General features: G+C 37.7%; 15 protein-coding genes. All 15 read left to right on the top strand.

Annotation, left to right across the window (positions count from 1 at the left end):
• Positions 1 to 9 precede the first annotated feature (9 nt).
• The 15 genes from ftsY to topA all read left to right on the top strand — a co-directional run bounded on the left by ftsY (position 10) and on the right by topA (position 13,285).
• Positions 10 to 999 carry a signal recognition particle-docking protein FtsY gene (gene ftsY, locus NSQ40_RS19545; protein ID WP_033796370.1) on the top strand — a complete coding sequence of 330 codons (990 nt, stop codon included), beginning with the start codon at positions 10 to 12 and terminating at the stop codon, positions 997 to 999.
• Between the two features lie 280 nt (positions 1,000 to 1,279).
• Positions 1,280 to 1,612 (top strand): putative DNA-binding protein, encoded by a 333-nt coding sequence (locus NSQ40_RS19540; protein WP_000891062.1) that lies wholly within the window; start codon positions 1,280 to 1,282, stop codon positions 1,610 to 1,612.
• A gap of 12 nt (positions 1,613 to 1,624) precedes the next feature.
• Positions 1,625 to 2,974: a signal recognition particle protein gene (gene ffh, locus NSQ40_RS19535; RefSeq protein WP_003199457.1), complete on the top strand. Its 1,350-nt coding sequence runs from the start codon at positions 1,625 to 1,627 to the stop codon at positions 2,972 to 2,974.
• 101 nt (positions 2,975 to 3,075) lie between these two features.
• Positions 3,076 to 3,348 carry a 30S ribosomal protein S16 gene (gene rpsP / locus NSQ40_RS19530; RefSeq protein ID WP_000268750.1) on the top strand — a complete coding sequence of 91 codons (273 nt, stop codon included), beginning with the start codon at positions 3,076 to 3,078 and terminating at the stop codon, positions 3,346 to 3,348.
• 14 nt (positions 3,349 to 3,362) lie between these two features.
• A complete protein-coding gene (locus tag NSQ40_RS19525) occupies positions 3,363 to 3,590 on the top strand; it encodes a KH domain-containing protein (RefSeq protein WP_018764718.1) in 228 nt (75 codons plus the stop codon).
• 119 nt (positions 3,591 to 3,709) lie between these two features.
• Entirely contained in the window at positions 3,710 to 4,225 is a 516-nt protein-coding gene (gene rimM, locus NSQ40_RS19520; protein WP_003199463.1) for a ribosome maturation factor RimM, read from the top strand.
• Entirely contained in the window at positions 4,225 to 4,959 is a 735-nt protein-coding gene (gene trmD / locus NSQ40_RS19515; RefSeq protein WP_003199465.1) for a tRNA (guanosine(37)-N1)-methyltransferase TrmD, read from the top strand. The genes rimM and trmD overlap by 1 nt, the downstream gene beginning before the upstream one ends.
• Positions 4,960 to 5,105: 146 nt before the next feature.
• Positions 5,106 to 5,450, top strand: a complete 345-nt coding sequence (gene rplS, locus NSQ40_RS19510; protein ID WP_001186516.1) for a 50S ribosomal protein L19 — start codon at positions 5,106 to 5,108, stop codon at positions 5,448 to 5,450.
• A 101-nt stretch (positions 5,451 to 5,551) separates the two neighbouring features.
• The gene (gene lepB, locus NSQ40_RS19505; RefSeq protein WP_016115968.1) at positions 5,552 to 6,103 is read left to right on the top strand and encodes a signal peptidase I; all 552 of its coding nucleotides are present in this window, start codon (positions 5,552 to 5,554) and stop codon (positions 6,101 to 6,103) included.
• A gap of 21 nt (positions 6,104 to 6,124) precedes the next feature.
• Entirely contained in the window at positions 6,125 to 6,997 is an 873-nt protein-coding gene (gene ylqF / locus NSQ40_RS19500; RefSeq protein WP_003199468.1) for a ribosome biogenesis GTPase YlqF, read from the top strand.
• Between the two features lie 56 nt (positions 6,998 to 7,053).
• On the top strand, positions 7,054 to 7,827 hold the full coding sequence (locus tag NSQ40_RS19495) for a ribonuclease HII (RefSeq protein ID WP_003199469.1): 774 nt from the start codon (positions 7,054 to 7,056) through the stop codon (positions 7,825 to 7,827).
• Positions 7,828 to 8,020: 193 nt separating this feature from the next.
• Positions 8,021 to 9,181 (top strand): ADP-forming succinate--CoA ligase subunit beta, encoded by a 1,161-nt coding sequence (gene sucC, locus NSQ40_RS19490; protein ID WP_003199470.1) that lies wholly within the window; start codon positions 8,021 to 8,023, stop codon positions 9,179 to 9,181.
• Positions 9,182 to 9,200: 19 nt separating this feature from the next.
• Positions 9,201 to 10,103, top strand: a complete 903-nt coding sequence (gene sucD / locus NSQ40_RS19485; protein ID WP_003199472.1) for a succinate--CoA ligase subunit alpha — start codon at positions 9,201 to 9,203, stop codon at positions 10,101 to 10,103.
• Positions 10,104 to 10,192: 89 nt separating this feature from the next.
• A complete protein-coding gene (gene dprA / locus NSQ40_RS19480) occupies positions 10,193 to 11,062 on the top strand; it encodes a DNA-processing protein DprA (RefSeq protein WP_018780928.1) in 870 nt (289 codons plus the stop codon).
• Between the two features lie 144 nt (positions 11,063 to 11,206).
• Positions 11,207 to 13,285: a type I DNA topoisomerase gene (gene topA / locus NSQ40_RS19475; protein ID WP_016115962.1), complete on the top strand. Its 2,079-nt coding sequence runs from the start codon at positions 11,207 to 11,209 to the stop codon at positions 13,283 to 13,285.
• Positions 13,286 to 13,331 lie beyond the last annotated feature (46 nt).

Raw genomic sequence — 13,331 nt, 5'->3', positions numbered from 1 at the left:
ATGAGAAGAATGAGCTTCTTTAAAAAATTAAAAGAAAAGATTTCGAAACAAACAGATACTGTAACAGAGAAGTTTAAGCAAGGGTTAGAAAAAACGAGAAATTCATTTGCGGATAAAGTAAATGATTTAGTGTATCGCTATCGTAAAGTCGATGAGGATTTCTTTGAGGAATTAGAGGAAATTTTAATTAGTGCAGATGTTGGTGTTGCAACAGTAATGGAACTTATCGATCAGTTGAAGGAAGAAGTACAACGCCGCAATATTCAAGATCCGAGAGAAGTGCAAGCTGTTATTTCGGAAAAACTAGTAGGGATTTACAAAGGTGAAGAAGACTTCAGTAATGAACTTAACATACAACAAGATCAATTAACGGTTATTTTATTTGTTGGTGTTAATGGTGTTGGGAAAACGACAACAATTGGTAAAATGGCTCATAAGTTTAAATCCGAAGGTAAGTCTGTCTTATTAGCAGCAGGGGATACGTTCCGTGCAGGAGCAATCGAACAGCTAGAAGTATGGGGCGACCGAGTTGGTGTGGAAGTTATTAAACAAGGATCTGGTTCTGACCCGGCAGCGGTTATGTATGATGCTGTTCAAGCTGCAAAAGCGCGTAAAGTAGATATCTTGCTATGTGATACAGCAGGTCGCTTGCAAAATAAAGTGAATTTAATGAAGGAGTTAGAAAAGGTGAAACGTGTCATTGAACGCGAAGTTCCAGGTGCTCCTCATGAAGTATTGCTTGTTATTGATGCAACGACAGGTCAAAATGGTTTAAGTCAAGCGAAAACATTCCGCGAAGCAACGAATGTTACAGGTATTGTTCTAACGAAATTAGACGGGACTGCTAAAGGTGGTATCGTATTAGCGATTCGTAATGAGATGGACGTACCAGTGAAATTTGTTGGACTTGGAGAACAAATGGACGACTTACAGCAATTTGATCCAGAACAATATGTGTATGGTTTATTTGCAAACTTAGTAGAAAAAGAAGAAGTATAAAGTGAAACTTCCATCCGTGGAGGCGTTTTCCATGGATGGTTAGCCCTTACCAATCGGGTAATTATGGGTGGTTATTCTCCACCTATCTTCTTCGCTTCTTTTTGAATCTTAAGGTGGAGGTCTTACTGCCCGCAAATAGCGGGGGAAGTGAAAGAAGCGGTTTTTCCGCTTCTTTATTTATAAAAAATATATCATGTTAAGAAAAAAACTTGACACTCTTTTATACTCGATGTAAACTAATTCATGTAAAGGGAAATCACTTAACAAAGGATGATCCAACATGCTCGAAAAAACAACGAGAATGAATTATTTATTTGATTTTTATCAATCGTTGTTAACGCAAAAACAAAGAAGTTATATGTCGCTTTATTATTTAGATGATTTATCTCTTGGTGAAATTGCGGAAGAATTTGATGTAAGTCGCCAAGCCGTGTATGATAACATTAAACGGACTGAAGCGATGCTTGAAGAATATGAAGAGAAATTAGTATTACTTCAAAAGTTTCAAGAGCGACAGCGACTTGTTGCAAAGCTAAAACAGCTAATCAGCGAAGAAGAGCATGTGAATGAAGAAATGAAACAAGTTGTTGAAGCTATCGAAAAATTAGATTAGGAGGGCGGCAATATGGCATTTGAAGGATTAGCCGACCGACTTCAACAGACGATGCAAAAAATCCGCGGCAAAGGAAAAGTTTCTGAAGCCGATGTAAAAGAAATGATGAGAGAAGTTCGTCTTGCTCTTTTAGAAGCGGATGTTAACTTTAAAGTAGTAAAAGATTTTGTAAAGCGTGTGTCTGAGCGTGCTGTCGGACAAGATGTAATGAAGAGTTTGACACCTGGCCAACAAGTAATTAAAGTTGTACAGGAAGAACTTACAGAACTTATGGGCGGAGAGCAAAGTAAAATTGCTGTCGCTAATAAGCCGCCAACTGTTATTATGATGGTTGGTCTGCAAGGTGCAGGTAAAACAACGACAACAGGTAAACTTGCGAATTTGCTTCGTAAAAAGCATAATCGTAAACCGATGCTTGTTGCAGCCGATATTTACCGTCCTGCAGCGATTAAACAGCTTGAAACATTAGGGAAGCAATTGGACATGCCTGTTTTCTCATTAGGGGATCAAGTAAGTCCTGTTGAAATTGCGAAACAAGCGATTGCGAAAGCAAAAGAAGATCATCATGATTATGTTTTAATCGATACAGCGGGTCGCCTGCATATTGATGAAGAACTAATGGATGAATTAGCGAAAGTGAAAGAAGTTGCGAAACCGGATGAAATCTTCCTTGTTGTCGATGCGATGACAGGACAAGATGCGGTAAATGTTGCACAAAGTTTCCATGAACAGTTAGGTTTAACAGGTGTTGTTTTAACGAAATTAGACGGTGATACGCGCGGTGGTGCGGCACTATCTATTAAAGCAGTAACAAACACACCAATTAAATTTGCTGGTATGGGTGAAAAGCTAGATGCGATTGAAGCGTTCCATCCAGAACGCATGGCATCCCGTATTTTAGGGATGGGTGACGTTTTAACATTAATTGAAAAAGCGCAAGCTACAGTTGATGAGGAAAAAGCAAAAGAACTTGAGCAAAAAATGCGTACGCTTTCGTTTACACTAGACGATTTCCTAGAGCAACTTGGACAAGTGCGTCAACTTGGACCACTTGATGAATTGCTAGGAATGCTTCCTGGTGCAAATAAAATTAAAGGGCTGAAAAATGCACAAGTTGATGAAAAACAAATTGGGCATATTGAGGCAATTATTCGTTCTATGACAAAAGTAGAGCGAGAACATCCGGAAATTATCAATGCTAGTCGTAAAAAACGCATTGCCAAAGGTAGTGGTACAACAGTACAAGAAATTAATCGTCTACTGAAGCAGTTTGAAGATATGAAAAAAATGATGAAGACGATGACAGGCATGCAAAAAGGTAAGAAAAAAGGACTAGGTGGATTGAAGTTTCCATTTATGTAAGGAAAAAAAGATGGCTCTGTTAAGAAAAAATACTTTACAAAGCAATAGTCTTTTTGCTAATATAATTATCTGTGTGAAATAAATTCGGAGGTGCTTTATAAATGGCAGTTAAAATTCGTTTAAAACGTATGGGAGCTAAAAAAACTCCTTTCTATCGTGTAGTTGTTGCAGATTCTCGTTCTCCTCGTGACGGACGTTTCATTGAGGAAATCGGTACTTACAATCCGGTTGCTCAACCAGCTGAAGTGAAAATCAACGAAGAAGCAGCATTAAAATGGTTAGGAAATGGTGCGAAACCATCTGATACAGTTCGCAATCTTTTCTCTAACCAAGGTATCATGGAGAAATTCCACTTATCTAAACAAGGTAAGTAATTGAGGCAATGACAATGGAAAAGTTGATCGAAACAATTGTCAAACCTCTTGTAGATCATCCTGAAGATGTAAAAGTTTCACAGGAACTTTGCAACGGAGAGATAAAGTATCGATTGACTGTGCATCCTGAGGATGTTGGAAAAGTCATTGGAAAGCAGGGGCGAGTTGCGAAAGCAATTCGGATGCTCTTGTATTCAGTGGGACATCACAATGATGAGAAAGTCACACTGGAAATTCAATAAACGTTAAAAGGGCGAGGATTTTTCCTCTCCCTTTTTTAACATTTTTAAAGAAATTGCATGTTCCATATATGGAATGGAAATGCTTAACTTATATAGAAAACAGGGGTGACATGCTGTTTATGACAAAATGGTTTAACGTAGGTAAAATTGTAAATACTCATGGTGTTAGAGGGGAAATTCGAGTTATTTCTCGTACCGATTTTCCTGAAGAACGATATAAAGTAGGGAATACATTATACATATGGCATGATAAAGGGACGGAACCACTTTCGGTAAAGGTCGCTTCTCATCGCCAACACAAAACATTTGATTTATTGACATTTGAAGGGTATAACAATGTAGATGAAGTAGAGAAGCTAAAAGGTTCTTCAATCAAAGTACCAGAAGAGCAGTTAGGTGAACTTGCTGAAGGTGAGTACTATTACCATGAAATTATTGGCTGTAAAGTTGTAACAGAAGAGGGAGAGGATTTAGGTACGATAAAAGAGATTCTATCTCCTGGTGCGAATGATGTTTGGGTGATCAAACGCCCGAAAGGTCAAGATCTTTTAATCCCTTACATTGATGATATTGTACTTCAAGTTAACATTGAAAATAAATTAGTAACCATTCATGTAATGGAAGGATTGCTATAATGAAAATCGATATTTTAACATTATTTCCAGAGATGTTCACCGGTGTTTTTGGATCTTCGATTTTAAAAAAAGCGCAAGAAAAAGAGGCAGTGGAGCTTAGGGTTGTAAATTTTCGTGATTATACAACAAGTAAGCATAACAGTGTAGATGATTATCCGTACGGTGGGGGCGCGGGGATGGTATTAACCCCACAGCCTATCTTTGATGCGGTGGAAGAGTTAACGAAGGAAACTGACCGTAAACCAAGGGTTGTCTTAATGTGTCCACAAGGAGAGCGTTTCACGCAGAAAAAGGCAGAAGAGCTTGCTGGAGAAGAGCATGTTATTTTTGTATGTGGTCATTATGAAGGATATGATGAACGAATTCGTGAACATCTTGTAACAGATGAGATTTCTATTGGTGATTACGTATTAACGGGCGGAGAATTAGCCTCTATGGTTGTTACCGATAGTGTTGTACGTCTTTTGCCAGGAGTACTTGGAAATTACGCTTCTCAGGTGGAAGATTCTTTTAGTACTGGTTTGTTAGAGCATCCGCACTATACACGTCCAGCTGATTTCCGTGGCATGAAGGTACCGGATGTACTTACGTCAGGGAATCATAAAAATATTGATGAATGGCGTCATAAAGAATCCCTGCGCCGTACGTATACACGTCGACCGGATTTACTTGAAGAACGTCAATTATCAAAGCAAGAAGAAAAATGGCTTGAACAAATTAAAAAAGAGCAATAAGAACTTCATATATTTTCTATTGCAACAGGCCTAGCAATATGATATTATAACATTTGTGTTACTGAAATCAGTAGCCGTATTAACGATGTTCCGCTGTAATTTATTAAGACTTTATAAGAGCATCCGTTTAAAGGAGAGAATTGAATATGCAACAATTAATCGCAGAAATTACAAAAGGCCAATTAAAAACTGACCTACCTTCATTCCGTCCTGGTGACACTTTACGTGTACACGTAAAAGTAGTTGAGGGTACTCGTGAGAGAATTCAGCTTTTTGAAGGTGTTGTAATTAAACGTCGTGGTGGCGGAATCAGTGAAACATTCACAGTGCGTAAGATTTCTTACGGTGTAGGTGTTGAGCGTACATTCCCAGTTCACACGCCAAGAATCGCGAAAATCGAAGTACTTCGCCGTGGTAAAGTACGTCGTGCTAAGTTATACTACTTACGTAACCTTCGCGGTAAAAAAGCGCGTATCAAAGAAATTCGATAAGACATGTATGGGAGCTTGTAAATGCACAAGCTCCCTTTTTCCAATCTATATGAAATTTTGATATAATACGAACAGCTTACATAACCGTGGAGGGGAAATACATGAAAAAAGAGAAGAGTTCACTTTGGGAATGGATAAAAGCAATTTTGATTGCTATTGTGTTAGCGGGTGTTATTAGACAATTTTTCTTTGCTCCAATCCTTGTGGATGGTGTATCAATGTCACCGACGCTACATGATCGTGATCGAATGATTGTCAATAAGATCGGCTATCACATTGGTGAACCGAAACGTTTTGACATAATCGTATTCCAAGCAACAGAAGAAAAAGATTATATTAAACGTGTTATCGGCTTGCCAGGCGATGAAATTGAGTATCGAAATGATAAACTCTATATTAACGGAAAACCTTATGAGGAACCGTATTTAGACAAGCAGAAAAAACAACTTGCTGATGGACCACTTACATATGATTTCAAGCTTGAAGAAATTACAGGTAAGAAAACAGTTCCAAAAGGTCAATTATTTGTACTAGGTGACAATCGTCGTTTTAGTAAAGATAGTCGTACTATTGGAACGATTTCGATGGACCAAGTAATTGGAGAAGCGAATATGTTATATTGGCCATTAAAAGACGCACGTATTGTGAAATAAACGAAAAAAGAAGGTGGCAACATGGTAATTCAATGGTTCCCAGGGCATATGGCAAAAGCTAGGCGCCAAGTAACAGAGAAATTAAAGTTAATTGATGTTGTAATCGAACTTGTAGATGCTCGATTACCTTTATCTTCTCGAAACCCGATGATTGATGAAATTATTACACATAAGCCGAGGCTTGTTGTTTTAAATAAAGCGGATATGGCAGATGATCGCTTAACTAAGCAATGGATCGCCTATTTTGAGGAAAAAGGGCATAAAGCAATTTCAATTAATGCGCAGGCTGGACAAGGTATGAAAGAAATTGCAGCTGCATGTAAAGTGCTTGTAAAAGAAAAATTTGACAAAATGGTTGCAAAAGGCATTCGTCCAAGAGCAATTCGCGCTTTAATTGTAGGTATTCCCAATGTCGGTAAATCTACATTGATTAATAAATTAGCAAAGAAAAATATTGCAAAAACAGGTGATCGTCCAGGTGTTACAACAGCCCAACAATGGATTAAGGTTGGTAAGGAAATGGAACTACTGGATACACCAGGTATTTTATGGCCTAAATTTGAAGATGAATTAGTTGGACTTCGCCTTGCGACAACGGGTGCAATTAAAGATTCTATTTTAAATTTACAAGATGTAGCAGTATATGCACTTCGTTTTATGGAAAAGCATTATCCAGAACGTATACAAGAACGTTATAAAATAAGTGAAATTCCAGAAGACATTGTAGAATTCTTTGATGTGATTGGAAGAAATAGAGGTTGCTTAATGGGCGGCGGAATGATTGATTATGATAAAACATCTGAGCTTATTCTTCGCGAGCTTCGCGGTGGTAAACTTGGAAAAATGACATTTGAAACACCGGAAGAATTTGCAGAGGAAGTAGAAGAAGTATAAGACGTGCGTTTGTGCGTCTTTTCTTTTTGGTTATTTTTAAAAGGGAGTGTACATTGATGCAAAAAATCACAATTCAAGAGGCAGAATGTGTATTGCAAGAAATTAAGAATGAAGAAGATGAAAGATTTCAAGTGTTATTGAAGGATGAGCGGAAAGGCGTTCAAAAGCTCATTTTAAAATGGTATAAACAAAAAGAGTTAGCGCAAAAGGAAAAAGAAAAGTTTTTAGAGATGTCAAAATATGAAAAAGCATTACGTGAAAAAGGGCTCACATATATTGCTGGTATCGATGAAGTGGGAAGGGGGCCGCTAGCTGGGCCCGTTGTTACGGCTGCTGTTGTCCTTCCGGAAGATTTCTATATCCCAGGGTTAAATGACTCTAAAAAACTAAGTGAAGCGAAACGTGAGCGTTTTTATGATGAAATTAAAGAACAGGCAATCGCGATTGGGGTTGGAATTGTATCTCCGCAAGTTATTGATGAAATAAATATTTATCAAGCGACGAAACGAGCAATGTTAGATGCAATTGCGAATTTAGCATGTACACCAGAGCATTTATTAATTGATGCAATGAAGCTTCCTACACCAATTCCGCAAACATCTATTATTAAAGGTGATGCAAAAAGTATTTCTATTTCAGCTGCGTCTATTATTGCGAAAGTAACGAGAGATCGCATGATGAAAGAACTTGGGAAAGAATATCCAGCATATGGATTTGAGCAACATATGGGCTATGGAACGAAACAACATTTACAAGCGATTGAAATGTACGGAGTATTAGAAGAGCATAGAAAAACATTTGCGCCGATTAAGGATATGATTCAAAAATAAGCTGTGACTCACAGCTTATTTTTTTATTTTGGTATATAAACATTACTATTTTCAAAAAAGAATAAAGCGATTTCAGTTTTCTGACACTTTATTGTAGACAGCGTGCCAATCATTTTATACAATGGCAATGTAGTGTTTTTTAAACATTAAAAAACTTTTTGAGTAAAACAGGAAAACAGGGGAGGATGGGACCATGAATATCCATGAGTACCAAGGTAAAGCAGTCCTTAGAAGCTATGGGGTTAGCGTTCCGAACGGGAAGGTTGCATTTACAGTAGAAGAAGCTGTAGAAGCAGCGAAAGAATTAGGAACAGATGTATGTGTAGTGAAAGCACAAATTCACGCTGGTGGACGCGGCAAAGCTGGCGGAGTAAAAGTTGCGAAAAACTTAGATGAAGTACGTACATATGCGGAAAGTATTTTAGGTACTACGCTTGTTACGCATCAAACAGGTCCTGAAGGTAAGGAAGTAAAACGCTTACTTATCGAAGAAGGTTGCGATATTAAAAAAGAATATTATGTTGGCTTAGTTTTAGACCGTGCGACTTCTCAAGTTGTTTTAATGGCGTCTGAAGAAGGCGGAACAGAAATTGAAGAAGTAGCAGAAAAAACACCAGAAAAAATCTTTAAAGAATATATTGATCCAGCAGTAGGTCTGCAAGGTTTCCAAGCACGCCGCATTGCATTTAACATCAATATTCCAAAAGAGCTTGTAGGACAAGCTGTGAAGTTTATGATGGGCTTATATCGTGCTTATATCGAAAAAGATTGCTCTATTGCAGAAATCAACCCACTTGTTACAACAGGTGATGGAAAAGTTATGGCATTAGATGCAAAATTAAACTTTGATTCTAATGCATTATATCGTCATAAAGACATTCTAGAACTTCGTGATCTTGAAGAAGAAGATCCGAAAGAAATTGAAGCTTCTAAATACGACTTAAACTATATTCCTTTAGATGGAAATATTGGTTGTATGGTAAATGGTGCAGGATTAGCAATGGCAACAATGGATATCATTAAACATTACCATGGCGATCCAGCTAACTTTTTAGATGTTGGTGGCGGTGCTACAGCTGAAAAAGTTACAGAAGCTTTCAAAATTATTCTTTCTGACAAAAATGTAAAAGGTATTTTCGTTAACATTTTTGGTGGCATTATGAAATGTGATGTTATTGCAGAAGGTGTTATTGAAGCGACAAAACAAGTAGGCCTTGAATTACCACTTGTTGTTCGTCTTGAAGGTACAAATGTTGAGCTAGGTAAGAAAATTTTAAATGAATCTGGTTTAAATATTGTTGCAGCAGAATCTATGGCAGACGGTGCACAAAAAATTGTTTCACTAGTGGGCTAATAGAAAGCGGGGGAGAAAAATGAGCGTATTAGTTAATAAAGATACAAAAGTTATTGTACAAGGTATTACTGGTTCACAAGGTTTATTCCATACAAAACAAATGATTGAATATGGTACGAAAATTGTCGGTGGTGTAACACCTGGTAAAGGTGGCACTGAAATTGAAGGTGTACCTGTCTTTGATACGGTAGAAGATGCTGTAAAAGCAACGGGCGCAAATGCTTCAGTTGTGTACGTTCCACCCGCTTTTGCGGCTGATGCGATTATGGAAGCGGTTGATGCAGAGATTGACTTAGTAGTATGTATTACAGAAGGAATCCCTGTATTAGATATGGTTAAAGTTAAGAAGTATATGGCAGGTAAACAGACGCGTTTACTTGGACCAAACTGCCCAGGTGTTATTACACCAGATGAATGTAAGATTGGTATTATGCCAGGATATATTCATAAAAAAGGTCATGTAGGTATTGTATCTCGATCTGGTACATTAACATACGAAGCTGTACATCAATTAACACAAGAAGGCATTGGTCAATCTACTGCTGTAGGTATCGGTGGCGATCCTGTCAATGGTACAGACTTTATTGATGCGTTAAAAGCGTTTAATGAAGACGAAGAAACACATGCTGTTATTATGATTGGTGAAATCGGTGGAACAGCAGAAGAAGAAGCTGCTGAGTGGGTAAAAGCAAATATGACAAAACCTGTTGTTGGATTTATCGGTGGTCAAACAGCGCCTGCAGGAAAACGTATGGGCCATGCTGGTGCGATTATTTCTGGCGGTAAAGGTACAGCTGCTGAAAAAATCAAAACAATGGAAGCTTGTGGTATTAAAGTTGCTGAAACACCAGCTGTTATGGGCGAAACTTTAATCGCTGTTTTAAAAGAAAAAGGATTATTTGAAACTTGTAAAAACTATTAATCTTTTTGAAAGACACCTTCGTGCTAGAGGGTGTCTTTTTACACTTTTCCCTGTTTACATAATAAAAATTATGGGTAAGGAGAATGATCATGAAAAGGGAACGATTGCTCCATCTTCATTATGTGTTAGCGGATCATTGGAAAGCGTTAACTCGCTTATTGCATATAGATCCAGAGATAAAGAAACTGTATAAATTTAGTTCAGTGGAATTTGAAAAGTATGCTGGGCTGACTCCGAAAAAATCTGCTGAATTAGTTAGCTTCTTACAAACATCTACCCCGGCACAATGTATACATCATTTAGAAGAAAAGCATATTTTTTATGTCACAATATGGGATGATGATTATCCAGAATTATTACGTGAAATATCAGATCCGCCTTTCATTTTATATGGAAAGGGAAAGAGAGAATTATTAGGAGAAATAAATAAATTTGCAGTAGTTGGAACAAGAAAACCTTCTTTATACGGGAAAGAAAGCATACAATCTATTTTACAACCGCTAATAGACAAAGAATGGCTAATTGTAAGTGGTTTTGCAAATGGAATTGATACCATTGCTCACCAAATCGCAGTGCAACAACATAGCCCTACTATTGCTGTCTTAGGGCATGGATTACAGTATATGTATCCAAAAGAGAATTGCTACTTTTATAAAATATGGAAGAATACTGTACTGTTATTAACAGAATATCCGCCACATTACGCGCCTAGAAAATGGTATTTTCCAAAGCGAAATCGAATTATCAGTGGTCTTTGTAAAGGGGTTCTAGTAGTGGAAGCGAAATCGAAAAGTGGCTCGCTTATTACTGCAGATCTCGCTTTAGAACAAAATAGGGAGGTATTTGCTCTTCCAGGTCCTATTTTTACAGAAAGTGCAGCAGGAACAAATCAACTTATAAAGCAAGGGGCGAAACTTGTTCAAAAAGCAGAGGATATTCTCGAGGAATTTTTAAATTAACCGTATATTTTTATGTTTTTATTAAACAATTATTGACAAATGGTAGAGTGGCACTGTATGTTATACTCATTCTTGATTGACAAAAACAAGAGAAATCAATAAGATTAATGAAGACTTGAATCCACCTCTTAAGGAGGCACTAGCATGTCAGATTACCTCGTAATCGTGGAGTCGCCTTCTAAGGCGAAAACCATTGAGAAATATTTAGGGAAAAAATACAAAGTCGTCGCGTCTATGGGACATGTTCGCGATTTGCCTAAAAGTCAAATGGGGATAGAAGTAAAAAATAATTTCACCCCGAAGTATATTACCATCCGTGGTAAAGGTCCTGTTTTAAAAGATTTAAAATCAGCAGCAAAAAAAGCAAAAAAAGTCTATCTCGCGGCCGATCCAGACCGCGAAGGAGAAGCGATCGCTTGGCATTTAGCGAATACGCTAAATGTGGATGTTGAATCAGATTGCCGGGTTGTATTTAATGAAATTACAAAAGATGCGATTAAAGAGTCATTTAAGCATCCTCGTGCAATTAATATGGATTTAGTAGATGCACAGCAAGCAAGACGGATACTTGATCGCCTTGTTGGTTATAATATTAGTCCTTTATTATGGAAGAAAGTCAAAAAGGGATTAAGTGCAGGACGTGTACAATCTGTAGCGGTTCGCTTAATTATTGATCGTGAAAAAGAAATTCAAAGTTTTATTCCGGAAGAGTTCTGGACAATTAAAACAGAATTTGTCAAAGGAAAAGACACATTTGAAGCATCTTTTTATGGTGTGAATGGAGAAAAGGTTCAATTAACAAATGAAGCGCAAGTAAAAGACATAATTGAAACAATGAAAGACAATGCGTTTTCAGTTGAAAATGTAACGAAAAAAGAGCGGAAACGTAATCCTGCATTACCATTTACAACGTCTTCTTTACAACAAGAAGCTGCACGTAAGTTAAATATGCGAGCAAAGAAGACAATGATGCTTGCGCAGCAGCTATACGAAGGGATAGATATTGGTAAACAGGGAACCGTAGGTCTTATTACGTATATGAGAACAGACTCAACGCGTATATCGGAAACTGCTCAAGAGGAAGCTCGCTCTTATATTACTGAGGCGTTTGGTTCAGAATACATAGGGACAGAGAAGAAGAAGGAAACGAAAAAAGCGAATGCACAAGATGCGCATGAAGCAATTCGTCCAACTTCGGTAATGAGAAAGCCAGAGGAACTAAAAAGTTTCTTAAGTCGTGATCAACATCGTTTGTACAAATTGATTTGGGAGCGATTTGTTGCAAGTCAAATGGCATCTGCTGTAATGGATACTGTTACAGCTAGACTCATTAATAATAACGTTCAATTCCGTGCAAGTGGCTCAGTAGTGAAATTTTCAGGGTTTATGAAAGTTTACGTAGAATCGAAAGATGATGGTGCGGAAGAAAAAGATAAAATGTTGCCTCCTTTAGAAATAGGAGAAACTGTATTTTCAAAAGATATGGATCCAAAGCAGCACTTTACGCAGCCGCCACCACGTTATACAGAGGCCCGTTTAGTTAGGATGCTTGAAGAGCTTGGAATCGGGAGACCGTCTACTTACGTACCAACACTTGAAACGATTCAGAAGCGAGGATATGTTGCATTAGACAATAAACGCTTTGTTCCGACTGAACTTGGAGAAATTGTAATTGAACTTATTTTAGAGTTTTTCCCAGAAATTATTAACATTGAATTTACGGCCAATATGGAGCAAAACCTTGATGAAGTAGAAGAGGGGAAAGCAAATTGGGTGAAAATTGTTGATGATTTCTACGTAGGCTTTGAACCCCGCTTAGAAAAAGCGGAAAAGGAGATGCGTGAAGTCGAAATTAAAGATGAACCTGCTGGGGAAGATTGTGAATTATGCGGTCACCCAATGGTCTTTAAAATGGGCAAATACGGGAAGTTTATGGCTTGTTCTAATTTCCCTGATTGTCGCAATACAAAACCGATTGTGAAAGAAATCGGTGTAACTTGTCCAAAATGTGATAAAGGACAAATTATTGAACGCCGAAGTAATAAAAAGAAACGTCTTTTCTATGGATGTGGCACATATCCAGAATGTGACTTTGTATCTTGGGATAAACCGATTGGCCGGAAATGCCCGAAATGTGAAGGTATGCTCGTAGAGAAGAAGTTGAAAAAAGGCGTTCAAGTACAATGTATTTCTTGTGATTATGAAGAAGAACAACAAATGTGAGCGTAACTGCTCACATTTTTTTCGGGATAGAAAAGGAAAGGTGATA

The sequence above is a fragment of the Bacillus sp. FSL K6-6038 genome, assembly GCF_038050455.1.
Lineage (GTDB): Bacteria > Bacillota > Bacilli > Bacillales > Bacillaceae_G > Bacillus_A > Bacillus_A pseudomycoides.
Note: the sequence above shows the minus strand (reverse complement) of the source record. Positions and strands in the feature narration are given on the sequence as shown.

Excerpts from the sequence above, each read along its gene's own strand:
- ftsY (WP_033796370.1), top strand. The coding sequence starts at position 10 with ATGAGCTTCTTTAAAAAATTAAAAGAAAAGATTTCGAAACAAACAGAT.
- NSQ40_RS19540 (WP_000891062.1), top strand. The coding sequence starts at position 1,280 with ATGCTCGAAAAAACAACGAGAATGAATTATTTATTTGATTTTTATCAA.
- ffh (WP_003199457.1), top strand. The coding sequence starts at position 1,625 with ATGGCATTTGAAGGATTAGCCGACCGACTTCAACAGACGATGCAAAAA.
- rpsP (WP_000268750.1), top strand. The coding sequence starts at position 3,076 with ATGGCAGTTAAAATTCGTTTAAAACGTATGGGAGCTAAAAAAACTCCT.
- NSQ40_RS19525 (WP_018764718.1), top strand. The coding sequence starts at position 3,363 with ATGGAAAAGTTGATCGAAACAATTGTCAAACCTCTTGTAGATCATCCT.
- rimM (WP_003199463.1), top strand. The coding sequence starts at position 3,710 with ATGACAAAATGGTTTAACGTAGGTAAAATTGTAAATACTCATGGTGTT.
- trmD (WP_003199465.1), top strand. The coding sequence starts at position 4,225 with ATGAAAATCGATATTTTAACATTATTTCCAGAGATGTTCACCGGTGTT.
- rplS (WP_001186516.1), top strand. The coding sequence starts at position 5,106 with ATGCAACAATTAATCGCAGAAATTACAAAAGGCCAATTAAAAACTGAC.
- lepB (WP_016115968.1), top strand. The coding sequence starts at position 5,552 with ATGAAAAAAGAGAAGAGTTCACTTTGGGAATGGATAAAAGCAATTTTG.
- ylqF (WP_003199468.1), top strand. The coding sequence starts at position 6,125 with ATGGTAATTCAATGGTTCCCAGGGCATATGGCAAAAGCTAGGCGCCAA.
- NSQ40_RS19495 (WP_003199469.1), top strand. The coding sequence starts at position 7,054 with ATGCAAAAAATCACAATTCAAGAGGCAGAATGTGTATTGCAAGAAATT.
- sucC (WP_003199470.1), top strand. The coding sequence starts at position 8,021 with ATGAATATCCATGAGTACCAAGGTAAAGCAGTCCTTAGAAGCTATGGG.
- sucD (WP_003199472.1), top strand. The coding sequence starts at position 9,201 with ATGAGCGTATTAGTTAATAAAGATACAAAAGTTATTGTACAAGGTATT.
- dprA (WP_018780928.1), top strand. The coding sequence starts at position 10,193 with ATGAAAAGGGAACGATTGCTCCATCTTCATTATGTGTTAGCGGATCAT.
- topA (WP_016115962.1), top strand. The coding sequence starts at position 11,207 with ATGTCAGATTACCTCGTAATCGTGGAGTCGCCTTCTAAGGCGAAAACC.